At 41.6% G+C, this 22,838-nt stretch carries 15 protein-coding genes and 1 pseudogene; 15 read left to right on the top strand and 1 reads right to left on the bottom strand.

The genetic code is table 11. The features are described 5' to 3' along the window. Positions 1-5 precede the first annotated feature (5 nt). From H9X96_RS00080 to fabF, 9 genes are all read left to right on the top strand, one after another. Positions 6-407 carry a hypothetical protein gene (locus H9X96_RS00080; protein WP_187664327.1) on the top strand — a complete coding sequence of 134 codons (402 nt, stop codon included), beginning with the start codon at positions 6-8 and terminating at the stop codon, positions 405-407. Positions 408-558: 151 nt separating this feature from the next. Further along, positions 559-1,812 carry a murein hydrolase activator EnvC gene (locus H9X96_RS00075; protein WP_187664326.1) on the top strand — a complete coding sequence of 418 codons (1,254 nt, stop codon included), beginning with the start codon at positions 559-561 and terminating at the stop codon, positions 1,810-1,812. Positions 1,813-2,064: 252 nt separating this feature from the next. Next, positions 2,065-4,617 (top strand): DUF5686 and carboxypeptidase-like regulatory domain-containing protein, encoded by a 2,553-nt coding sequence (locus tag H9X96_RS00070; RefSeq protein ID WP_222943821.1) that lies wholly within the window; start codon positions 2,065-2,067, stop codon positions 4,615-4,617. Between the two features lie 124 nt (positions 4,618-4,741). Continuing rightward, positions 4,742-5,368 carry a TetR/AcrR family transcriptional regulator gene (locus H9X96_RS00065; RefSeq protein WP_255430933.1) on the top strand — a complete coding sequence of 209 codons (627 nt, stop codon included), beginning with the start codon at positions 4,742-4,744 and terminating at the stop codon, positions 5,366-5,368. Positions 5,369-5,671: 303 nt separating this feature from the next. Further along, positions 5,672-6,253, top strand: coding sequence for a DUF4833 domain-containing protein (locus H9X96_RS00060; RefSeq protein ID WP_255430932.1), 582 nt, complete (start codon positions 5,672-5,674; stop codon positions 6,251-6,253). Between the two features lie 113 nt (positions 6,254-6,366). Then, complete coding sequence (locus H9X96_RS00055) at positions 6,367-6,735, top strand: hypothetical protein (RefSeq protein WP_187664325.1); 369 nt, start codon at positions 6,367-6,369, stop codon at positions 6,733-6,735. A 286-nt stretch (positions 6,736-7,021) separates the two neighbouring features. Then, entirely contained in the window at positions 7,022-7,456 is a 435-nt protein-coding gene (locus H9X96_RS00050; RefSeq protein ID WP_187664324.1) for a hypothetical protein, read from the top strand. Between the two features lie 134 nt (positions 7,457-7,590). After that, on the top strand, positions 7,591-8,049 hold the full coding sequence (locus H9X96_RS00045) for a PaaI family thioesterase (RefSeq protein ID WP_187664323.1): 459 nt from the start codon (positions 7,591-7,593) through the stop codon (positions 8,047-8,049). Positions 8,050-8,099: 50 nt separating this feature from the next. After that, positions 8,100-9,353, top strand: coding sequence for a beta-ketoacyl-ACP synthase II (gene fabF / locus H9X96_RS00040; protein WP_187664322.1), 1,254 nt, complete (start codon positions 8,100-8,102; stop codon positions 9,351-9,353). A 73-nt stretch (positions 9,354-9,426) separates the two neighbouring features. Here the strand turns inward: fabF and H9X96_RS00035 are convergent, their stop codons facing one another. Next, the gene (locus tag H9X96_RS00035; RefSeq protein WP_187664321.1) at positions 9,427-10,260 is read right to left on the bottom strand and encodes a mechanosensitive ion channel family protein; all 834 of its coding nucleotides are present in this window, start codon (positions 10,258-10,260) and stop codon (positions 9,427-9,429) included. Positions 10,261-10,448: 188 nt separating this feature from the next. Between H9X96_RS00035 and H9X96_RS00030 the strand changes: the two genes are divergently transcribed. From H9X96_RS00030 to H9X96_RS00005, 6 genes and pseudogenes are all read left to right on the top strand, one after another. After that, entirely contained in the window at positions 10,449-11,159 is a 711-nt protein-coding gene (locus tag H9X96_RS00030; protein WP_255430931.1) for a phosphatase PAP2 family protein, read from the top strand. A 63-nt stretch (positions 11,160-11,222) separates the two neighbouring features. Next, complete coding sequence (locus tag H9X96_RS00025; protein WP_187664319.1) at positions 11,223-11,978, top strand: phosphatase PAP2 family protein; 756 nt, start codon at positions 11,223-11,225, stop codon at positions 11,976-11,978. Next, positions 11,965-13,215 (top strand): TolC family protein, encoded by a 1,251-nt coding sequence (locus H9X96_RS00020; RefSeq protein WP_187664318.1) that lies wholly within the window; start codon positions 11,965-11,967, stop codon positions 13,213-13,215. Before H9X96_RS00025 ends, H9X96_RS00020 begins: the two co-directional genes overlap by 14 nt. A 10-nt stretch (positions 13,216-13,225) precedes the next feature. Continuing rightward, entirely contained in the window at positions 13,226-14,140 is a 915-nt protein-coding gene (locus H9X96_RS00015) for an HlyD family efflux transporter periplasmic adaptor subunit (protein ID WP_222943798.1), read from the top strand. A gap of 3 nt (positions 14,141-14,143) precedes the next feature. After that, positions 14,144-17,203 carry an efflux RND transporter permease subunit gene (locus H9X96_RS00010; protein WP_187664316.1) on the top strand — a complete coding sequence of 1,020 codons (3,060 nt, stop codon included), beginning with the start codon at positions 14,144-14,146 and terminating at the stop codon, positions 17,201-17,203. 810 nt (positions 17,204-18,013) lie between these two features. After that, a pseudogene (locus H9X96_RS00005) lies at positions 18,014-22,838 on the top strand (hypothetical protein); the annotation flags it as partial.

Genomic DNA, 22,838 nt, shown 5'->3' with positions numbered 1-22,838 from the left:
GTAGGATGGAGAATATATTGCTTTCCGGAAATGTAAGGTGGAGCACCGAAGAAGGGGTCTTAAGCAGAGGGGCCGCTGACCAGATTGGTGTTCATTTTTCAGGAGTAGGTCCCTTTCATCGCCATGCAGGAGAAATCGCCTTGACAGAAAAGGCGATTTATATAGAGGGCGATATAGACCTCAGTTTTAACCTGGGGGATCTGGAGCAGCTGTTTATCGGCTTTGATGAAGCATTCCCCAGATCATTGGTTAAGAATTTCGGAATGACCGCCCAACCCCTGCGTTTACAGGTAGGCAGGGGAATTGGCCTCCTTTACCTTTTTATTGATTACAATAGCCTTGGTTTTACGAGTAACCTGCTATGGTTCAATTCAATCAAGGCCGTTTTATCGGAATATGACAGTTGATTCGGCTGCGCTATGGAATTGCAGAAAGTAGGATATTTTTGATTGTTTTGTTTTAGAATTTGCATTTAAGCCCTGATTTCAATAGTTTTAGAATCGCATTGCTAATTTAACACACTGGCAGGGCTGCGGTATTCAGTTACTTATATACACAATGAAGCTCCAGAAATTATTCTTAATCATCATATTTACGGCGACCAGTACCCTTGTTTTTGCACAAACCAGTGCAGAATTGAAAAGGAATAAAGAAGCCATCCAAAGGGAAATTGAATTGTTGCAGAGAAACTTAAATGAGACCTCCAGTAACAAGCGATTGACGCTTGGACAGATCAGAACGGTGAATGCAAAGATTAGGTTGATGCAGAATAAAATTGCAGTCATCAATTCTGAAGTGAAAAATCTGGACAATCAGATCCATGAAAATAGCAATGAAGTACGCAGTTTAAAAGGGCAGCTGGGGCAGTTAAAGAAGGAGTATGCGAGCATGATCCGCTTTGCACAGCGGAACCAGAATGCTTATGAAAAGATGATGTTCATCTTTGCTGCGGATGATTTTAACCAGGCTTATAAAAGAATTAAATATTTGCAGCAATTTGGTCAGTATCGCAAGAAACAAGCTGATTATCTACAGGGAACGCAAAAAAATATAGAATATAAGATCGGTGTGCTGGATAAGAATTTGAAAGAAAAAAGCACATTGCTGACAGAGCAGGAGCATGAGCAGGTAAAACTGAGCAAGAATAAATCTGAGCAGGCAGTGATGTTAAACCAAATCAGCCGACAGGAGAAACAGTTCAAGCAGGATCTGGCGGCCAGAAAAAGAAAACAAGCTGATATTGACCGCGCGATTAGAAATGCCATTCAGAAGGAGATAGAGCTTGCCAGAAGAAAAGCGGAGGAGGAAGAGCGTCTGGCCAATCAAAAGGCAATTGCAGAAGGTCGCCCGGTGGCCGCTGTTAAAGAAAAGACCAATTCGAGTTACCTGACTGCCTCTCCTGAAGCAGCAAAGCTTTCTGCAGGTTTTGAAAACAATAGAGGGCGTCTGCCATGGCCAGTGAGCCAATATTCTATAGTAGAGCGCTTTGGTGCCCATACGGAAGGACAGGCTTCCTATAACAACGATGGTATCAATATTCTGACCGAGAATGGTGCTGCAGTAAAAGCTGTTTTTGAAGGCAAGGTTTTGTTTGTGAGGGAGTTGTATGGCACTTTTATTGTCGCCCTGATCCATGGCGATTACTTCACCATTTATCAGAATTTAAAATCTGTCAGTGTGGCTAAAGGTGATAAGGTGGAAACCAAACAAACGCTTGGGATCGTGGCTTCCAAAGAAGATGGGCCCGTTCTTCATTTTGAAATTATGAGAGGTCAGAATAAACTCAACCCCGAAGCCTGGATTGCAAAATAAACCGCTAAGTTTTCCGGAATTTTCATTTAGATGTCATAACATCTACCAATGACCTTCATGCTGACTAAATCTAGGTAGATAGTCAGATGTTAGCTATATATTTGTGTCCACTCTCATCACCTAGTTTATTAAGGATTACACAAGTTAACCGGAATCGTGCACACATCATACCCCTATTCAGCAGGCCTGAAGCCCGCTGCCTTATCGTTAAATGCTTCATTTTCAATAGAAATAAGCTTGATTTTGGCCTTTTTGAAGCCAGTTAGCCTATTGATTTTATTTTTAACCCTATTCCTTTCTAATCAGGCAAAGGCACAGCAAACCCAGGTAACCGGTACGGTGACTGATGGGAGCACAAAGGAAACACTTCCCTATGTTTCTTACCTCATTCCAGGGACTACGCTTGGTGGTCGCACTGATGCTGATGGTAAATTCAGCATCACGTTAAAAGATGGAGCCAATGCCCTTAGATTTAGTTATGTAGGTTATAAATCGCAGACAAAAAACATTAAAGCAGGAGGCGCTCAGGTGCTCCATGTTCAGCTGATGCCAGATGCGATGCTGATGAATGAAGTGGTGATTACAGCAGGGAAGAAGCCGAAATATAGAAACAAAGAAAACCCGGCTGTGGAACTGATTCGAAAAGTGATCGCCAATAAGTCTAAGAACAAAATGGAAAACTACAATTTTGTAGCTTACCAGAAATATGAACTGATGAAGTTCTCTTTGAGCAACCTTTCTGATAAGTTCAAGAACAGAAGAGTTTTCCGTAATTATCAGTTTTTATTCCAGGAACAGGATTCCACGCAAATTGGCGGTAAAAACTTACTCCCTGTATTCCAGGAGGAAAAGTTAAGCGACAACTATTTTAGGAAGAACCCTGAAAAGAATAAAACAGTGGTGATTGCAGATAAAAGAGTAAATTTTGATGAACGTTTTATCGACAATCAGGGCTTAACGGCCTATTTCGACCGGATGTATCAGGACATCAATATCTACGACAACAACATTTCCGTAGTGAGCAATCAGTTGCTGAGTCCCATTGCAGACACTGCGCCAACTTTCTATAAGTTTTTCATCACCGATACCATTAAAAACCATAATCCTCAACTGATAGAACTTGCTTTTACACCGCGTAACAATACAGACCTGCTGTTTGAAGGAAGACTATACGTAACGCTGGATGGGAACTATGCGATCCAGAATGCCTATCTGACGGTCAATAAAAACATCAATCTGAATTTTGTACGTGCATTGGAAGCTAAACTAGACTTTGAGAAGAATCCGGATCAGCGTTATCATTTGAGTAAAAGTAACCTGATTGTTGATTTTGGCCTCAGTAAGAAGAGTGGGGGAGGTTTTACCGGAGAAAGAACAGTTACTTTCAAAGATTTTAAATTCAATGTGCCGCAGCCAGATACGGTTTATAAGGCTGCAGGGCCTTTGGTAGTGATGCCGGATGCCTTTAAAAAGTCAGAAGAGTTTTGGTTAAATAACCGTCCGGAACCGCTTCATCCGGGAAATATGAAGATCTACGGGCATATAGATTCTTTACAAACCATCCCTTCTTTCAAAAGAACAATGGATATCGTAACCCTGTTCTTTGCGGGATACAAAGATTTTGGTCCGTTTGAAATGGGGCCAGTGAATACTTTTTACAGTTTTAATGGCGTGGAAGGATTTCGCCTTCGTCTTGGAGGAAGGACAACCCCGGCATTGAGCAAGCGCTATTATTTTGAAACTTATGCCGCTTATGGCTTTAAAGATGAGAAATGGAAGTACTTTTTAAGTGGAACCTATTCTTTAAATAATAAATCTATCTATGCTTTCCCTCAGAATTATATCAGGGCAAGTTTTCAGCGGGATACCAAAATTCCGGGACAGGAACTGCAATTTGTTCAGGAAGACAATTTCCTGCTTTCCTTCAAAAGAGGAGAGAACAATATGATGCTTTACAATGATTTTTACAGGTTAGATTATGTACATGAATTTGAAAATCACTTTTCATATACGCTGGGGCTGCGCAAATGGAAGCAGAGTCCTGCAGGGTCACTCTACTTCAGTAATTCCGCTGAGAACGCTTTAAATGACCGTATAGACCATATTAACACTGCGGAGATCAGCTTGGGGTTAAGGTACGCACCAAATGAGAAGTTTTACCAGAGCAAGATTTACAGAACCCCATTTGTAGGGCCTAATCCTGTTTTCAACTTCCGTTATACCGCAGGGATTAAAGGCGTATTTGGCGGAGAATATAATTACCATAATTTTATGGGCAGCATCGATAAACGTGTTTACTTAAGTCAGCTGGGCTATACTGATGTGACGCTGGAAGGGTCTTATATCATTGGTAAAGTGCCTTTTCCTTTATTGGCGATCCATAGAGCCAATCAAACTTATGCGTATCAGCTGAACTCCTATAACCTGATGAACTTCCTGGAATTTGTAAGTGATCGCTATGCCAGTGTGAATCTGGACCATAATTTTAATGGCTTCTTTTTCAATAAAATCCCATTGCTTAAAAAGCTGAAATTAAGAGAGGTGATGTCTTTTAAAGTATTGTATGGTGGATTGCGTGACGAGAACAATCCTGATAAGAATCCGGAAGCAATGCAGTTTGTACGCAATGAAAATGGGCAGCAGATCACCAATTCTCTAAACAGAGAACCTTATATGGAAGGAAGTGTAGGCGTTGGGAACATCTTTAAAGTGCTCAGAGTGGATGCAGTGAAAAGGTTCAACTACCTGGATAACCCGAACGTTTCGAGCTGGGGCATTCGTGCGAGAGTCAAATTTGACTTCTAATATCTGAAGAAAACACGCTTAAAAGCGATGCAGAGCTGATGCTCTGCATCGCTTTTTTTTTGAAATAGGCTTTGGATGATTAGCTATCTTTGTGAAGAGAAAAATGAACCTACTCAATTGATAAATGGCAGAGAAAGAAACATTGATGGCCCTGGCGCTAACTACCGAAGATAAGATTAAGCAAGCGGCTACAAAGCTGTTTATAGAGAAAGGATTTGCGGCCACAAGAACAAGGGAGATTGCTGAAGAAGCGGGTATTAATCTGGCCTTGCTGAACTACTATTTCAGAAGTAAAGAGAAGCTGTTTGATGTGGTGATGGAAGAAAGTCTACAGCTTTTTTTAAAAGGATTGGAGGAAATTCTGAACGATGTGAATACGGTACTTAAGGATAAGATTGCAGGAATTTCAGTACATTATATTGACCTTTTGAAAAGTCATCCGGATCTGCCACTGTTCATCCTGACTGAAATCAGAGCGAACCCATCCAGACTGGAAACCAACTTAAATGTGAAGGAAATGCTGAAGGAATCTAACTTTTACAAACAGCTGGAAGCAACTACTCAGAAGAGGGTAGAGCCCATGCATTTTATCATGAACATCCTAGGTTTGCTTGTTTTTCCTTTTATCAGCAGTCCGGTTTTAAGAGGGCAGAATGAGCAGGGGAAAGCTGAGTTTGATCAGCTGATGGAAGCACGAAAACATTGGGTTCCAATTTGGGTGGAAGCCATGTTAAAAACGCTTTCAGTCTGATAAAATCCATTAATCATTTGATTAAAACAAATTATTAACCTAATAATATATTAATTATAATCAATTAGTTATGTGTTTTAAATTAATGTTTTAGTTTATATTATGTAGCTGGGTTGATGTATTCCTCCTTCTCAACTGAAACCCGCTGTGCTGTCAGAAATAACAGATCGTAAAAATGAAATTCAGACTATTATTTTGACAATCCACTGGATAAGTTCTTTTTAGAAATCTCTAGCTTTGCAGCTACCTTATTCCCCTCAGACTTAATAACAGGGCTGCTTACCGGAGTAAAATAAAAACACAATGACTACTATGATCTTTACTAAAATAAGCCGGAGCTGTTTAGCTTTCTTTATTTTTATGCTGACCGTTTTAACGGTAAATGCGCAGACTGCGGACCGCAGTAATCCATCTCCATTAAGATTCCCAGCGCCGAAAGGAATCAAGAACCAGCTGTTCTATTTGCAAAGAGATCCGAATACCAATACGATTATTTATGAACTGAATTTAGATGCCAAAGGCGAGGTCAATAAGTCGGAACCGATATTGGTATATTGGCTGCGTTACGATGACAATGGAGAGAAAAAAGATTTGAGCTATATCCAGCGTAAATTTGCCTATGGCATTCAAACAAAAGAGCTCGCAAAAGATCAATACGAGATTCGTTTTGTGTCTCATAAAAAGATTCCAATGTATCTGATGAAATCAAAAGAAGACCAGAGGTTCCATGTTTATGTAACCGTAAACAATAAGAAGATGGAGTTGAGTAAGATCTTCGTAAGGATTGAAGGTGGTTCTTTTTGGCTGCCTAATGTGAAATATGTAGAACTTACCGGAATCAATACCGCTGCTGATACCCCAGTTGTGGAGCGAATCAAGGTTTAATCGACAAGCGATCTACCGGCGTTTTTCCGCATTTTACCGATGGCAGACGGAAGTATAACATAGATCGCTTGATCTGCATCCCAGTGCTCCATAGTTTTGAAGAAAAAAAGGACATGGAAACGCAGGATAAAAAACACAAATTTAACTTTCAGTTGGCTGCAGGCGCAGCTATTGTTTCAGTAGGATTAATCATGCTGCTGAATAATCTAGGCCTTGGGATCCCACATTGGGTGTTGTCCTGGCATACGATCATGCTGGGCATAGGCTTATGGATCGGCTATCATAAAGACTTTAAAGTGTCGGGCTGGCTGATCCTTGTCATCATTGGAGGAATATATACTTTGAACGATCTGCCATTTCTTGATCTTTCCGGACTTAAAGCTGGATTGGTATTCATAGGATTGGGTATTTATATGCTGATCAAGCCAAGCTCAACATATGGCTGCGGAAGTTTTAGCGCGAAGAAGCCAATTCAATTCTAATCGCAGAAGACTTTAGACCTGATTTAATCCTGACCGAATACTTGCTGCCTTCCCTACTTCGGCTTTGACTGGTGGATCTTTTATTTCAAATTTCATCATGACAACTTTGAAGACTGGTCTAATTTCTTTTTTACACCAAGATTTATTAAAGAACGCGTAGGCTGGCTCCGCAAATGGATGGAATGGTATGTTTAGTATTTTCCAAATTCCCTATTTTTCTATTACTTTTACCTTCTCCTACCGGTAGACCCTGTAGGAATTAAAAAGATCAAACCTAAGCTTAAACATGAATTACCTAACAATCGGCGCTTTAATCCTCCTTACTATTGTGGCTCTGCCTTATCTTTTTAGTGCTTTCAAAAAGTTAAATCAGTACAATATGCCTTTTCTGAAGGCTTTTAATCCAATGTGCAGCCCGGCTAGCTATGAAGCAGCGTTATTAAAAAAGAGCCTAAGTCCGATTACCCTGGAAATGGAAACCAAACAAATGGCCGGTTTCATCAACCATTGGACGGCTAAATTTGAAAATAAACAGTTGAATGCTGTAGATGTCGTCTTATTAAACGAGCAATTGGCTGTTGGAAATACACAGCAGGTAAATGGAATACTCGCTTTGCATCCGGATGCATTAAATATGTACAATGAGATCAATAAAGGGTTGACTGCTATAGAAACAGAGAAAATAGCTGTTCAAACACAGGCTGCAGCGATCGTTAACTAGTCTTTTCAGCATTCATTCGGGCTTTTAGTTTGTTTTTCAACTAAGGGTGGGTATATTTGCGCCGTGGAATTTATAGCTTCTACAGCGGTGTGGATCTAAAAATCTTATCTGATTCACCTTTAAAATAGGAATGGATGCTTAAACCCTCAGAATTTTTCAAACAGCATATCGGACAAGAGATGAAAACCTCTTTGTCGCCAGTATTGAACTGGTTAAGGCCAACAATTCTGGCCGTAGAAAAAGGAAAGCTGATATTACAGCATAAGGTGAGGGAGGAAATGACCAACCCAATGGGCATCTTACATGGCGGTATTACAGCGGCTATTATTGATGATGCCATCGGAGCTACATTGTTTGCCTATGATGAACCCTATTACTATGTAACGATCAACCTGGTGGTGGATTATTTTGCCGCTGCAAAAGAAGAAGACCTGATCATTGCGGAAACCATAATGGTAAAGAAAGGCCTTCAAATTGCCAATGTAACCTGTGAGGTCTGGAATGAAAGCAGAACACGGCTCATTGCAAAAGGCTATAGTAACCTACTGCGGACGGAGAGAAGAAAACCTGAAAACAGTAACACAGATAAATAAAAATACAAGGGCATTAGCCTTAACAATATTAAATAAAATAAAAAAATAGGATGAAAAGAGTAGTCGTAACCGGTATGGGTGTTATTAGTCCATTAGGAAATTCTGTAGATGAATTGTGGAAGAATATCCTGGCAGGTAAGAGTGGAGTAGGGCCAATCACTAAGTTTGATTCTACCAAATTTAAAACTCATTTTGCCTGTGAGGTCAAAGACTTTAATGCAGAAGATTACGTGGAGAAAAAAGAAATCAAAAAGTATGATGTCTATACTCAATATGCTATTGCAGCAAGTGATCAGGCGATTAAAGCTTCAGGACTTGATTTCTCTGCCATGTCTGAAGAAGACCGTTGTGAAGTAGGTGTGATCTGGGCAACTGGAAACGGAGGAATCGGTACTTTTGAACAGCAATTGAAAGAATACCATACAGGTGATGGTACTCCAAGATTCAGCCCTTATTTTATTCCTAAAATGATTGTGGATATTGCAGCCGGAGTTATCTCTATCCGCAACAGTCTGCACGGACCAAACTATTGTACAGTTTCTGCTTGTGCTTCTTCAAACACTGCGATTATTAGTGCCTTTGATACGATCAGATTAGGAAAAGCAAATATCATGATCGCAGGTGGTTCTGAGGCTGCTATCACGGATTCTTCTGTGGGCGGATTTAATGGTGCTCAGGCTTTGTCAAAAAGAAATGATGATCCTGAAAAAGCTTCACGCCCATTTGATAAAGACAGAGATGGTTTTGTGATCGCTGAAGGTGCTGCTGCCCTGATCCTGGAAGACTACGATTACGCAATTGCCAGAGGTGCTACTATTTATGGTGAGATGGTTGGTGGCGGTATGGCTGCTGATGCTTACCACTTAACAGGAACACATCCTCAGGGATTAGGTGCGGTTCAAGGTATGAAAAAGGCATTGAAGGATGCTGGAATTGAGCCTGAAAAAATTGATTATATCAATGCACACGCGACTTCAACAGGTCTTGGTGATTTAAGTGAATTGATCGGAATTAAAAAAGTATTCAATGACGCTCCGGTATTGATCAGCGGAACAAAATCTATGACAGGTCATTTATTGGGTGCTGCAGGTGCAATTGAAAGTGTGATCAGTATCCTTTCTGCACAGCATGATATGGTTCCGGCTACTATAAATACAGAGAATTTGGATGAAGCGATGCCTGAAGGATTACACATCGTTCTAGGAAAGTCCGTAGCGAAAAAAATCAACTACGTAATGAACAATACTTTTGGTTTTGGTGGCCATACGGCAACCTCCATCTTCAAAAAATACGAAGGGAAATAATAGTCCTGCTATAGTTAATTATAAAAAAAACGAGCGTATCCAAAAGGTACGCTCGTTTTTTTGTACAAAGAACCTACTTAGCCGTTTCGGTTCCTGTAATCACATGAACTTCACGCTGCGGATATGGAATTCCAATGCTGTTCTTGTCCAGCTCTTCTTTGATCAGTTGAAAGTTTCTGTGGTATACCGGCCAGAATTCGCTGTTAGCCGCCCAGGCACGGATAGTCAGGTTGATGGAGCTATCTGCTAAGGCAGTAACCAGCACCTTAGGTTCAGGCTCTTTCAGGATCTGCGGATCTGCAGCAAGGACTTTTATGATCTCATTTCTGGCTACATTGATGTCTGAATCGTAAGAGACGCCAATCACATATTCCAGCATTCTGGTGTCATTGTCACTTAGATTATTGATCACCGCATTAGCCAGAGGGCCATTAGGAGCGTATAAAGTGGTGCCGTTGCCAGCCTTTAATGTGGTGTATAGAATGTCAATTTTAAGTACCGTACCGCTTACGCCATTATTTGTAGATATGGCATGTCCAACTCGGAATGGTTTAAACAATAAGATCAGGACGCCACCCGCAAAATTCGACAAACTGCCTTGTAAGGCTAAACCTACCGCCAAACCTGCGGCACCCAATACCGCCACGAAAGAGGTAGTTTGTATGCCTAGTGTAGAAGCCACCGTCAGCAATAGCAATACATAAAGTACAACTTTGATGATACTCAATAAAAAACTAGACAGTGAGATGTCAATTCTTCCTTTTGTAAAGCGATTGGTTAAAAAACGGAGTAGAAATTTTATCAAATACAAACCAACAAATAAAGTGAGGATGGCGGCGATAAAAGACGGTATACGAGCTATTAGGCCGTCTAAGAGGTGATCCAGTGTGATTTCAATTTTGGACATATCGTTTTATTTTTGTGTATTTGCGTGCTAGCCACATTTATGATGCCATCAATGGGCTTGATTTTTGTAAAACTGCAAATTTAACCTGAGAAAAGGTTTTTAAGCCACAGAATTACTACAGAATTAACGAGTAATTTAGAGATAAGAAATATATAAAGATGTTGAGATTAAAGTGTAGCGTGTTGCTAATGTTGTGTTTTTCTGTAATCACCAAAGGCCAGGTCGCCGATTCATTAACAAATAAGAATAAGGTTAAAGTTGCCCCATTTGTCATTCCTGCTGTGTTTATAGGTTATGGCCTGATGGCGAAAGGGGATAATTTCATTAGGGATCTTGACCGTACCACACAGGCTGAACTTCAGGAAGACCATCCTTTTTTCTCCAAAAGCGCAGATGATTTTATGCGTTATGTACCTGCATTAGCGGTATACGGCCTTAATCTGGCAGGCGTAAAAGGTAAAAATAGCTACCTCGATGCGACGGGTAATTATGTCGTGTCTATGGGCATCATGACAGGGGTAGTGGCCTTAGGAAAAAAAGGCTCTCACCGTTTACGACCTGATGAAAGCAGCTACGATTCTTTTCCTTCCGGACATGCGGCAACTGCTTTTTTAGCGGCAGAATTTCTAATGCAGGAATACAGAGATGTTTCTCCATTCATAGGTTACGCAGGTTATGCCGTGGCCACCACCACAGGAATTTTCAGACTGTATAACAATAAGCATTGGGTAAGTGATGTGGTGGCTGGTGCTGGTGTAGGTATCTTGTCTGCTAAGCTCGGGTATTTAGTGTACCCAAAACTTAAAAAACTGATTATGGGTAGAAAGCAAAGTAATTTCAATGTGATGCCAGCGTATCAGCAAAAAAGCATTGGCTTTTCGATGTCAGGGACTTTTTAAGTGTAAACCGGCTACAGAATTACTACATATTTGAGTGTTAGCTTTATACTAAACATTCAAATCATGAAAAAGCTCCACTGCCTGTTAATTGCAATTTCTTTGCCTGGCTTTTTATCTGCTCAGGTTCAATCTCCAGATTCTTTAGCCCTAAAGAATACCAGCAGCCGGCCCTTAAAGGTAGAAGCATTGATTATCCCTGCGGTATTTATGACTTATGGCGCGCTGTCTTTTGGAAACAATCCGATCAGAGACCTGGACCTGACTACAAAAAGCGAACTCCAGGAAGACCACCCTTTATTTGCAGCACATTTAGATAATTACACGCAGTTTGCACCGGCACTTGCCGTGTACGCGCTAAATTTTGCTGGAATAAAGGGAAAACATAGCTTGGTAGATGCCACAGGAATCTATGTGTTGTCTACAGCCATTATGGGAGGGAGCGTCTCAATTTTAAAGAAAACTTCGCATCGTTTAAGGCCTGATGGCAGCAGTTATAATTCCTTTCCTTCAGGACATACCGCTACTGCCTTTGCGGCAGCAGAATTTTTAAAACAGGAATATAAAGATGTTTCTCCCTGGTACGGCTATGCTGGATATGCGGTAGCGACGGCTACAGGTACATTGAGGATGTATAACAATAAGCATTGGCTGAGTGATGTGGTTGCAGGTGCTGGAATCGGAATTCTGTCCACCAAGATTGCCTATTGTTTATATCCACATTTAAAACGGCTCCTGATTGGTAAACAAACGCTGAGTTATAGTATGGTGCCGGTATATCAGGATAAAACACTTGGTCTCTCTTTCCATGGAACGTTCTAAAACTAGTTGGTATGCAGCGATTGTGCTGTTGCTGTTTTCCATCTCCGGAAAAGGACAGTCTACCTCCGGGAAAGACCTGGACTACTTTGTCCATCAGGGATTGACTAATAGTCCGGTTTTGAATGATTATAAAAACCAGCAGATAAGCAACCGTATAGATAGTTTAAGGTGGCGAGCTGGGTATCGCCCGCAAGTCACCGCCAGCTCAACAGGTTTGTATGCACCCATAGTTAAAGGTTATGGCTATGATCAGACGCTGAGTAATGGACAATCACTAGAGGCATTGCTGACAGTTAATTACCTGCTAACAGGGCAAGGTCGAATCCAGCAGCAGCAGCAGCAATTAAAAATTCACAGCGATTCTATTCAGTATGCGGCTAATTGGTCGGTGCTCGACCTCAAGAAGAACATTACCGATCAATATCTAAATGCCTATGCCAGTCAGGAGCAAATGGTCTTTAATGCGGAAGTTTATGAGTTACTGAAAAAAGAAGAAGTCATTCTGAAAAAACTAACCCGCGCAAATACTTATAAGCAATCCGAATATCTTACTTTCCTGGTCACGTTTCAGCAGCAGCGACTATCCTGGAAACAAGCGGAAATGCAGTTTAACAACGATTATGCGATGTTAAACTACCTCTGTGGAATAATTGATACGGTGGTAAATCCAATAAAGGTCCCCGATATTAGTGCTGCTACTCCTGTTGGAGGCGCATTTTTTACCACGCGCTACAAGCTGGACAGCTTAAAAAATGCAAATGATAAGGTTGGGGTAGCGCTGAATTATAAACCCAAAGCCAGTATTTATGTAAATGGGGGATATAATTCTTCATTTTTATTACAACCCTACAAGAATTTCGGAACAAGTGTGGGTTTTACACTTTCCATCCCAATTTATGATGGACATCAGAAAGCCATGCAGCTGCAGCAGCTGAATATTCAGCTGCAAACCGGACTCGCTTATAAAGCCTTCTTTGTCAGACAGCACCAGCAGCAAATCCATCTGCTGCTGCTGCAGATCCGGGAAAATCAGGATTTATATCCACAGCTTAACGAGCAGATCAGGTTTGCTAAAAGCCTGATAGAGGTAGATAGTCGATTGCTGCATACCGGTGAGCTTAGGATTGCGGACTATATCATCGCAATTAACAATTACCTGGCTGCTAAAAATCTGCTGCGTCAAATACAGGTTAATGGCTTTAAACTGATCAATCAATTCAATTATTGGAACAGATAATATGAAGAATGTGATAAAAAACATAGCAGCTGCAGGCTTCAGCTTATTGCTGGCCGCCTGCGGAACTCCAGCAAAAGACCACAGTCTGGATACACTGGAACAGCGGGCTACAGTAGAAATAACGCCTCCGAAACGCCAGGATATGGCTTCGTATGTAGATTTCAATGCCAGTTCTAGCTATCTCGAAAAAAGTTATATCAAGGCTAGTATAAATGGATACCTAAAGGATATGAAGGTTAAAATGGGGGATGTTGTCTATAGTGGCCAGGTGTTATTCAGCCTGGTTACTAAAGAAGCGCAAGCCATTGGAAATTCCATTAATCAGCTGGATCCGGCGTTTAAATTTTCGGGAACTTCCCATATTCGCGCCGCGGTACCTGGTTTCATTATGCTGCTAAGCCATCAAAAAGGAGATTATGTGTCCGAAGGAGAGGTGCTGGCAGTTTTGAGTAATAAAAATAGTCTGGTGTTTTTGTTGGATGCTCCCTATGCAATGAGACAAAGTTTAGTCAATAATGCTGCAGTAGCGTTGACTTTGCCAGACGGAGAGCAGTTGGCCGGAACTATTGGGGTTCCGCTTGCCAGTGTAGATTCTGTTGCGCAGACGCAGCGTTTTATCATTCATGTTTCCCCTGATCATGCCATTCCAGAAAACCTGGTGGCCCTGGTCAGAATTGTCAATTTGTATCATCCCAATGCCCTCACACTTCCAAAAGCTGCGGTGCTGAGTAATGAAACTGAAGATGAGTTTTGGGTCATGAAATTGAATAACGACTCCACAGCTGTCAAGGTGGTAGTTGAAAAGGGGATCGATGATGGAAGACAGGTAGAGATTTTGGCCCCTGCTTTTGCTGCGAATGATCGATTCGTATTGAGTGGTAACTATGGTCTGGCAGATACCGCGAAAGTTAAAATCAAGAGATAAGCTATGGATAACTTTTTCATTTCTCATAAGAAACCATTAATGGTGGTTTTGCTGCTGGTACTGCTGGGAGGCGCTTTTTCCTATACCAGGATCAAAATGGCTTTATTTCCGGAGATTACTTTTCCAAAGATCAAGATCATTGCAGAAGGTCAGTTGCAGCCAGTGAATCAAATGATGCTGACAGTGACACGGCCTTTGGAAAATGTAGTGAAACAGGTGCCTGATTTGAAGCTCATCAGAAGTGTGACCAGTAGGGGGAATTGCGAGATATCCGCTTACATGAACTGGAATGCCGACATAGATTTGAGTCAGCAAAGAATTGAATCGCAGATTGCTAAAATTAAAAATAGCCTTCCTGCTGAATTGAATCTGACGGTAGAAAAAATGAATCCATCCATTCTTCCGGTGAGTGGTTATACCTTGGAAAGTAGAGTCAAATCCCCGATTGAACTGAAGCAGCTAGCAGATCATACCATTAAGCCATTTCTGTTGCAGGTGGAGGGAGTTTCAGAAATCCGAATCATAGGTGGAAAAACTAAGGAGTACCGCGTAACGCTGAGTCCTTCAAAGATGACGGCATTGGCGATTGGCCCAAATGAGATTGCCATTGCAATGATGCAAACCAACTTTGTGAAGTCTAATGGCTATGTGGTGGATTTTAACTATTTATATTTATCGATTACGGACGCCTCACTAAAGACAAAGGCAGACCTTGAAAATGTAATTGTCAGTAGAAAGAACAATAGGGTAGTTAGATTGAAAGAGCTCGCAGCAATAACTGCGGAGGAGGCGATTGAATATACGAGGGTGAATGCCAATGGTAAGCCAGGGATTTTGATTGCAGTGATCAAGCAGCCAAATGCAAACCTGGTGGATCTATCCGCGCAAATGGAACAGAAGGTATCCGATCTAAGAAAGATTTTGCCTCAGGGTGTGACAATAAAGCCCTATTATCTGCAGGCAGATTTTGTAAATACTACTGTAAAAAGCGTGACTGATAGTTTGTGGATCGGTTTGCTGCTGGCTATAGTGGTGGCTGTTGTTTTTCTACGTGCGCTGAAACCCAGTCTCAGTATTTTACTCACTATTCCTATTACACTAGGTTTAACATTAATCTCTTTATATGCGATCGGCTATTCTTTCAACATCATGACTTTAGGAGCAATTGCTGCGGCCATCGGATTGATTATCGATGATGCGATCGTTGTAGTAGAGCAGATTCACCGGACTCATGAAGAGCATCCGGGAGCAGCAACCTCCATGTTATTGAAAAAAGCAATTGCCTATCTTTTTCCTGCAATGCTGGGTTCTTCCATCAGCACCATCGTGATTTTTATCCCTTTTGTATTGATGACAGGTGTTGCGGGCGCTTATTTTCAGGTCATGACCAATACGATGATCATCGCACTGCTCTGTTCTTTTTTTGTAACCTGGATTGGTTTGCCGGTGATTTACCTATTACTCAGTAAAAAAGAACCCGCGTTTTCAGATAATGCAGTGGAGGGGTCGCTGCGGGCTGCAAATGTGAATCCGGTTGTTCCTGTATGGGAACCGAAGAACAGTGCCTGGATTAGTTATTTTATTCGAAGATCCTATTGGAGTTTTGGATTTATCGGCTTGCTCTTAATATTGATGCTGGTCTTGTTTCCCCGCTTAGAAACAGGCTTTTTACCGGAAATGGATGAAGGAAGTGTGGTGCTTGATTATAAGACTCCTCCGGGCACTTCTTTGGAGGCAACTGATCGAATCCTGAATGAGGTGGAGCGAATGATCGTTAAAATTCCTGAAGTCGCCACCTATTCCAGGCGGACAGGGACGCAGATGGGCTTTTTTATTACAGAGCCTAATACTGGAGATTACCTGATTCAGTTAAAGAAGGACAGAAGCAGGAGCACTGATGAAGTTATCGAGGAGATCAGACGTAAAATTGAACAGTCGCAGCCAGCTTTGACTGTAGATTTCGGACAGGTGATAGGCGATATGCTCGGTGATTTGATGAGCGCAACACAACCTGTGGAACTTAAAATATTCGGAACGAATCAGAAAGTTCTTCAGCAGCTCTCAAAGAAAGTGGCGGATGTAGTATCCAGTGTAAAGGGCACCGCAGATGTGTTTGACGGAATTGTGATTGCAGGTCCTTCGGTACATATACGTCCTGATTATGCTGCGCTGGCACAATATGGCATTTCTCCTGCTGAATTTCAGTTGCAGGTGCAGACTGCTCTGGAGGGAAATGTGATGGGTAATATCTATGGCTTGCAGCAAGTGTATCCTATAAGAATGGTATCCTTTAATGGTAAGCATCCGGGTGTGGAGCAACTGAGTCAAATGAATATATTTCTGGCTAATGGAAAGGTGATCCCCATTGGGATGCTGGCTACTGTACAAACCAGAGATGGGGAGGCAGAGCTGGAACGCGAAAACTTACAGTCTATCGGTTTGGTTTCTGCACGCCTGAATCAACGGGATCTGGGCAGCGTAATGGCTGAGATTCAACAACAGATTGTTAGCAATATTCAGCTACCAAATGGCTATTTCATTGAATATGGAGGGGCTTATGCGGAGCAGCAGCAGTCCTTTAAGGAGCTTTTTATGATCCTGGTGCTTTCCAGTTTATTGGTTTTTAGTGTAATTCTATTTGTCTTTAAAGACTTTAAAATAGCCTTCTTTATTTTACTAATTGCTGTTCTCGGGGTTTCTGGGAGTTGTTTGGCTTTGTTTTTAACACATACACCTCTAAATGTGGGCAGTTATACAGGATTGATTATGGTGGTTGGGATTATTGCTGAAAATGCAATATTCACATTTTTGCAATTTAAAGAGGCATTGAAAGGCAAAGGGTTGGATGAGGCGATAGTATATGCGATTTCAACCAGATTAAGGCCTAAAGTGATGACTGCTCTAGGTGCTATTCTTGCGTTAAGTCCATTGGCATTCGGTATAGGGGCGGGGGCACAGTTACATCAGCCGCTGGCTATTGCAATTATTGGTGGTTTTTTGGTGGCATTGCCTTTATTGCTCATTGTGCTGCCAAGTCTGATCAGGAGGTTTTATCGGCGATAGGGAAAATTTAAGGGGCCGAACTTCCCGGAACAGGCCCCTTTACCGACATCCATCGAGTAGAATAAATTATTGTTCAAATATATATATCTGGTAAAGGCAAAAAAATGATCTATATCACAATTCTGCTTTTTTATTAAAATGGTGTTTTTTTGTTGCGGTTATTCAGTTGTTTACTTTTGTTTTCTGTTGATTTTTGTACTGCAAAAACGCTCTTTTTCTGTGACAAAGCTCCTGCTTGCTGGCTAATTTATATTTGTTATTGGAACATTATTATCCTTTATTTTAAACTAATGGTTTGTTTTTGGCGTTTTTTAAAATAACACTTTATCTTATAGCGATTATTTATTTTCTATTTTTTTTTGTTGATGAGCTACTATTTTTATAAATCGTATTTTTTTTGATGCTTTCGTGTAAAAATCAAGTGATTTTTTTTAAATGGCGCAAGATGGTTTTTAGTTACAATGTAGAATATATTCCCCAATTTGGGTAATTGTTTACTTCTTTTTATCTTTTTGTTAGATTATTTTTAGCCGTTTTATATCTATAAAATTTATTTTGTGTCTATTTTGTGTCGTAAATATTGTTTTATGATTTATCTGTTTATTTGGCTCGATTTTTATGAAAAATATCATTTTTTTTTATTCTGCATAGGAATATTATAGAAATTCTAATTAATTTGGCAGTGATAAATAGAGTTAACCTTTAAGAAAATTTGCTGTTAGCCGATCATTTGGTAATAAAGCGTACTGATTAAAGAATTGATTTCGCTTTGCAGCTATTCATTTAAGGTCATTCCTCTATTTCAGGGATATGATGCTAAAAACGCTCCAACAACTGTTTACTTTGCTGACAAACAAACGCTACTGTCTGTTTATTGTTGGCTTTTTTTTCAGTTTTTCGGCTGTTTATGCCGAAGGGAGCAAGGATTTATATCCTGCAGGTGCAACAGGGAACCGCGCATTTTTATATTGTAATTCTAACAACACCGCATCCGAATCATGGCCATTTAAAACCGCTGGAACTCATTATGTGTATGCAGATGCTGGTGAAATTATCGCCGTAGCCTCAAGTGCACATGGATATGGGAAAGGCAAGATCGCGGTGACTTCCCCATTAAATGTCACCATTTACTCCAATACCTCCCAAACCGCTGGAAGAATCCCCAACCGTAAAGCTGAAATTGCCGGACCAAAAAAAGGCAAGAACGACAAAGCCAATGCTTATACTCCTTTTACTGTTGATGTAACGGAGGCCACAAAAGGGATCTGGAAAATTGAATTTCTTCCGCCTTCCGGACTGGATGGAACTGATAAATTGGATGTTCCCGATATTCTCGCTAATGGTGACTGGACACAGTCCGGATCCTCTGGTAACAACGGTAACCTGGATGAAATTGCCGCATGGGATGTTTCAGTTATGAAAAAAGGGGGAGACGAATGGTTTACCGGAAGGGTTTACGTTAATGTCCTGAACCTTCACCTGGCGGCAAGCTTTACTCCAGAAAAAGCGTATTATGCTACCCATTATGTGCTCACTAAAGATGGCCGCGCCTACCGGGTGCAAACCAATGGTAGTAATGGTGTCGGTTTTACCTTCTTTTCTAATAGTAATGGCTTTGCTATAAATTCTGTTCCAACCTATAAAAGTTTGGATAAATCCACACTGGTGGATATTCTCAATTATACCCATGATCCAACTTCGGCCGACAATGGGAGGAATATCACCCATAAAATATTCTACAATAGGCCTAATCCCGATTTACCCGCTAAAGCGACAATCGCCAACTTTCCAGGCTCAGAAACCTGGTTGAAAAATGACGCCGTGCTTCCTAAAATTACCAACCTTAGGATTGTTGGTGCAGAAGGAAGCCCCGGACTTGCAGGCAGGAATGGTGCCAATATTAAATTCGAATCCAGTACCATCGGGACTTACCGGATTACCATTCCAGTAGTGACCGCTGCGGGTACTGTCGCAAATCGGATCATTATTGGTGTAGCAAATGCAGGGGAAAATAGCGTTTTTTGGGATGGAAAGGATGCCAATGGAAATTACTTGTCGCCCGCCTCTATAGTGAGCACCCTGAAAACCAAATTACAATCTGCGGAAGTTCATTTCCCCTACATAGACATGGAAATTAATCCTTTAGGATTAATCATTGAACTGACCGTAAACAATACAACGTATGGCCTTGATGTCAATAACAAGGATGAATCCGAATACAGTGATCGAACTTATTGGGATGATAGCGAGGTGACTGGCGCCGGCTCTTTTGTGGAAAGTTCCAACCCTTTTTTTAATGCTATAAATGGCCTTTCAAGTAGAACCAGTGGTCATAAATGGGGCGCTTATGCCCTTAGTAATTCCAAAGCACCTGCGGTGCCAAATTCTGGCAGCGGAAGCTATAGTTTCGGAAATCAGAAGTCTATAGATACCTGGGCCTACATACAGGGAAGTGAAGTCGACAATCCAATTGACCTGACGATAAAAGTTGCCGATCTTAAAGTGCTCAGTATTACCCCAGACCTCAGTACTTTCCTTTCAGATCAACAGGTTGTTTATAAGGTTAAGCTGAAGAATAGCGGCCCTAGTGATGTGCAAGGCGCTCTTTTTACTTTCTTAAGTCCGAAGGGATTCCAAATAAGCGCGGTTACTCCGACCTCCACGATTACAAATGGTGTTGGAACAGTCAAAAATGCATTGACCGGGGATGGCAAGTTTACCGCTGCACTGGATATGAACAATGATTGTGAAATTGAATTTACGATCATTGGAAAGCTGACGGTTTCACCATTAGTTTCGGTCATGACTGCCGAGGCTAGCATTCTTCGTCCGGCAGACGTCACAGACCCTGATGCAACCAATCCAAACCTGAATCCAGATGGTAGCGCGCCCTCAGATCCACATTTGGAATGTAAAAATGGAACCGCTGTAGAAGACTGTAACAACATAAAGTATCATCACCTTCAGATTTATGACATTTGCGCAGGATCTGTTATTTCTACGATTTCCTACCATGGAAATAACGATATCGTTTCCCTAATCGGGAATGTTCCTTCACTTGAGTTTAAACGAGATGATGCCAATAAGTCCATGGAGATTACCGGAGCGCCATTGGCAACTGGATCTTTCACCCTAGGAACCGAGAGAAATGATCAGCATAAAACCACTTATTTGATTCATGTAGCAGCCCTACCAGTGGTGACACTTCCAAATGTATTAGCGGTTTGTAATGGAAAAAGTATTGTGATCACCGCAACAGCTTCAGGAGAAAATAACACCTATAAGTGGCAGTTCAAAAATGGCATCAATGGCTGGCAGGATTTCGCCGAAGGAACGGATGTGAAAGGATCAAATACGAATATTCTTACGCTTAGTAATGTGCCTTTGGATCTCGATGGACAAAGAATTAGGGTGTTGGTACGCTCTTCTTTTGGTTGTGATGCGGAAGCTAGCGGGACATTAAAAGTGGCGGAAAATCCAATAACAGTAACGATCACTTCCAATAACACTAAACTCTGCGATGGTGATGGTACAACATTGACTTCTTCTATTGATAAAGGGAATCAATGGTACCTGGAGGGGGTGTTGATTCCAGGCGCAATCAATAAGAAATTAATGGTTTTCGAACCAGGGACTTATTCTCTTGTCGTGACTAACGAAGCCGGCTGTTCTACCCCAGGAAGTAATACAGTGGAAATAACCATTATTCCTCCACCTGAAATATCAACCATCACTGTGGAAGGTAATGTGGTTTCTTGTAGCGGTGAAGCGGTGAAACTCTCTGTAACCAGCAATAATGCGAACCTTACTTATCAATGGGTAGATAATAATGGTGACATAGCCGGAGCGACCAGTAGCTTTTTTATGGTCACTAAGACTGGCAAGTACCTGGTTAAAGTTAGAAATTCAAATGGTTGTGAGGTGATGTCTGCTGGTGTGGATATTACCATTAAAAATAGAGCGCTTGCCACAGATGTAACGGTCACAAATCAGACGATTTGTGCAGGTAATAAGGTCATGCTAACTGCGGAAAGTACGCTTTTGGGTGCAGTGTTTACCTGGTATAGCGACTCGCAGTTAACGAATAAAATTAAGGAAGGGGCTACTTTGGAAGTGGAACCAGGCAGTACTACCGATTATTTTGTAACGGTTAGGAATGCAGATATTTGTGACAATGCGGTGGGTAATGCTAAAAAAGCAACTGTGACGGTAAATCCAATTCCAGATGCTGCGGTGATTACTGCAGAAGGGCAAACAACTTTCTGTGCAGGTGGAGCCGTGGTGTTAAAGACGACAACTGTAGCCGATAGCTACCAATGGTACAAAGGCCTAAACCTGATCACAGGTGCCACCCAACAAACTTATACGGCTACCGAAAGCGGAAGCTACAGCGTAAAAATTACTTCAATTTCTTGTGAAAGCCCTGCTTCCAATCCGATATCAGTTACGGTGAACCCGATCCCAGATGCCGTGGTGATTACCGCAGAAGGCCAGACCACTTTCTGTGCAGGCGGAGCCGTAGTGTTAAAAACTACGACCGTTGCTGATAGTTACCAATGGTACAAGGGGCTAAACCTGATTGCTGGTGCCACCCAACAAACGTATACCGCTACAGAAAGCGGAAACTACAGTGTAAAGATTACCTCCATTTCTTGTGAAAGCCCAGCTTCTAATCCAATATCAGTTACGGTAAACCCAATTCCAGATGCCGCGGTGATTACCGCAGAAGGCCAGACGACTTTCTGTGCAGGTGGAGCCGTAGTGTTAAAGACAACGACCGTTGCTGATAGTTACCAATGGTATAAAGGAATAAGCCTGATTGCTGGTGCCACCCAACAAACTTATAGGGCTACTGAAAGCGGAAACTACAGTGTAAAGATTACTTCCATTTCTTGTGAGAGCCCGGCTTCTAATCCAATAGCGGTTACTGTGAACCCAATTCCAGATGCCGTGGTGATTACCGCAGAAGGCCAGACCACTTTCTGTGCAGGCGGAGCCGTAGTGTTAAAGACCAGCGCCTTAGCAGATAGCTACCAATGGTACAATGGGCTAAACCTAATCGCAGGGGCAACTCAGCAAACGTATACCGCTACTGAAAGCGGAAGTTATACAGTGAAAATTACCTCCATTTCTTGTGAAAGCCCAGCTTCTAATCCAATATCAGTTACGGTAAATCCAATTCCAGATGCTGCGGTGATTACTGCAGAAGGGCAAACAACTTTCTGTGCAGGTGGAGCCGTAGTGTTAAAGACAACGACCGTTGCTGATAGTTACCAATGGTATAAAGGAATAAGCCTGATTGCTGGTGCCACCCAACAAACTTATAGGGCTACTGAAAGCGGAAACTACAGTGTAAAGATTACTTCCATTTCTTGTGAGAGCCCGGCTTCTAATCCAATAGCGGTTACTGTGAACCCAATTCCAGATGCCGTGGTGATTACTGTAGAAGGCCAGACCACTTTCTGTGCAGGCGGAGCCGTAGTGTTAAAGACCAGCGCCTTAGCAGATAGCTACCAATGGTACAATGGGCTAAACCTAATCGCAGGGGCAACTCAGCAAACGTATACCGCTACTGAAAGCGGAAGTTATACAGTGAAAATTACCTCCATTTCTTGTGAAAGCCCAGCTTCTAATC

Source organism: Pedobacter sp. N36a, from assembly GCF_014472395.1.
Lineage (GTDB): Bacteria > Bacteroidota > Bacteroidia > Sphingobacteriales > Sphingobacteriaceae > Pedobacter.
The sequence above is the reverse complement of the archived record's forward strand: the minus strand, read 5'-3'. Positions and strand labels throughout refer to the sequence as shown.

Excerpts from the sequence above, each read along its gene's own strand:
- fabF (WP_187664322.1), top strand. The coding sequence starts at position 8,100 with ATGAAAAGAGTAGTCGTAACCGGTATGGGTGTTATTAGTCCATTAGGA.
- H9X96_RS00080 (WP_187664327.1), top strand. The coding sequence starts at position 6 with ATGGAGAATATATTGCTTTCCGGAAATGTAAGGTGGAGCACCGAAGAA.
- H9X96_RS00055 (WP_187664325.1), top strand. The coding sequence starts at position 6,367 with ATGGAAACGCAGGATAAAAAACACAAATTTAACTTTCAGTTGGCTGCA.
- H9X96_RS00010 (WP_187664316.1), top strand. The coding sequence starts at position 14,144 with ATGGATAACTTTTTCATTTCTCATAAGAAACCATTAATGGTGGTTTTG.
- H9X96_RS00065 (WP_255430933.1), top strand. The coding sequence starts at position 4,742 with ATGGCAGAGAAAGAAACATTGATGGCCCTGGCGCTAACTACCGAAGAT.
- H9X96_RS00035 (WP_187664321.1), bottom strand. The coding sequence starts at position 10,260 with ATGTCCAAAATTGAAATCACACTGGATCACCTCTTAGACGGCCTAATA.
- H9X96_RS00075 (WP_187664326.1), top strand. The coding sequence starts at position 559 with ATGAAGCTCCAGAAATTATTCTTAATCATCATATTTACGGCGACCAGT.
- H9X96_RS00060 (WP_255430932.1), top strand. The coding sequence starts at position 5,672 with ATGACTACTATGATCTTTACTAAAATAAGCCGGAGCTGTTTAGCTTTC.
- H9X96_RS00025 (WP_187664319.1), top strand. The coding sequence starts at position 11,223 with ATGAAAAAGCTCCACTGCCTGTTAATTGCAATTTCTTTGCCTGGCTTT.
- H9X96_RS00020 (WP_187664318.1), top strand. The coding sequence starts at position 11,965 with ATGGAACGTTCTAAAACTAGTTGGTATGCAGCGATTGTGCTGTTGCTG.
- H9X96_RS00045 (WP_187664323.1), top strand. The coding sequence starts at position 7,591 with ATGCTTAAACCCTCAGAATTTTTCAAACAGCATATCGGACAAGAGATG.
- H9X96_RS00050 (WP_187664324.1), top strand. The coding sequence starts at position 7,022 with ATGAATTACCTAACAATCGGCGCTTTAATCCTCCTTACTATTGTGGCT.
- H9X96_RS00030 (WP_255430931.1), top strand. The coding sequence starts at position 10,449 with ATGTTGTGTTTTTCTGTAATCACCAAAGGCCAGGTCGCCGATTCATTA.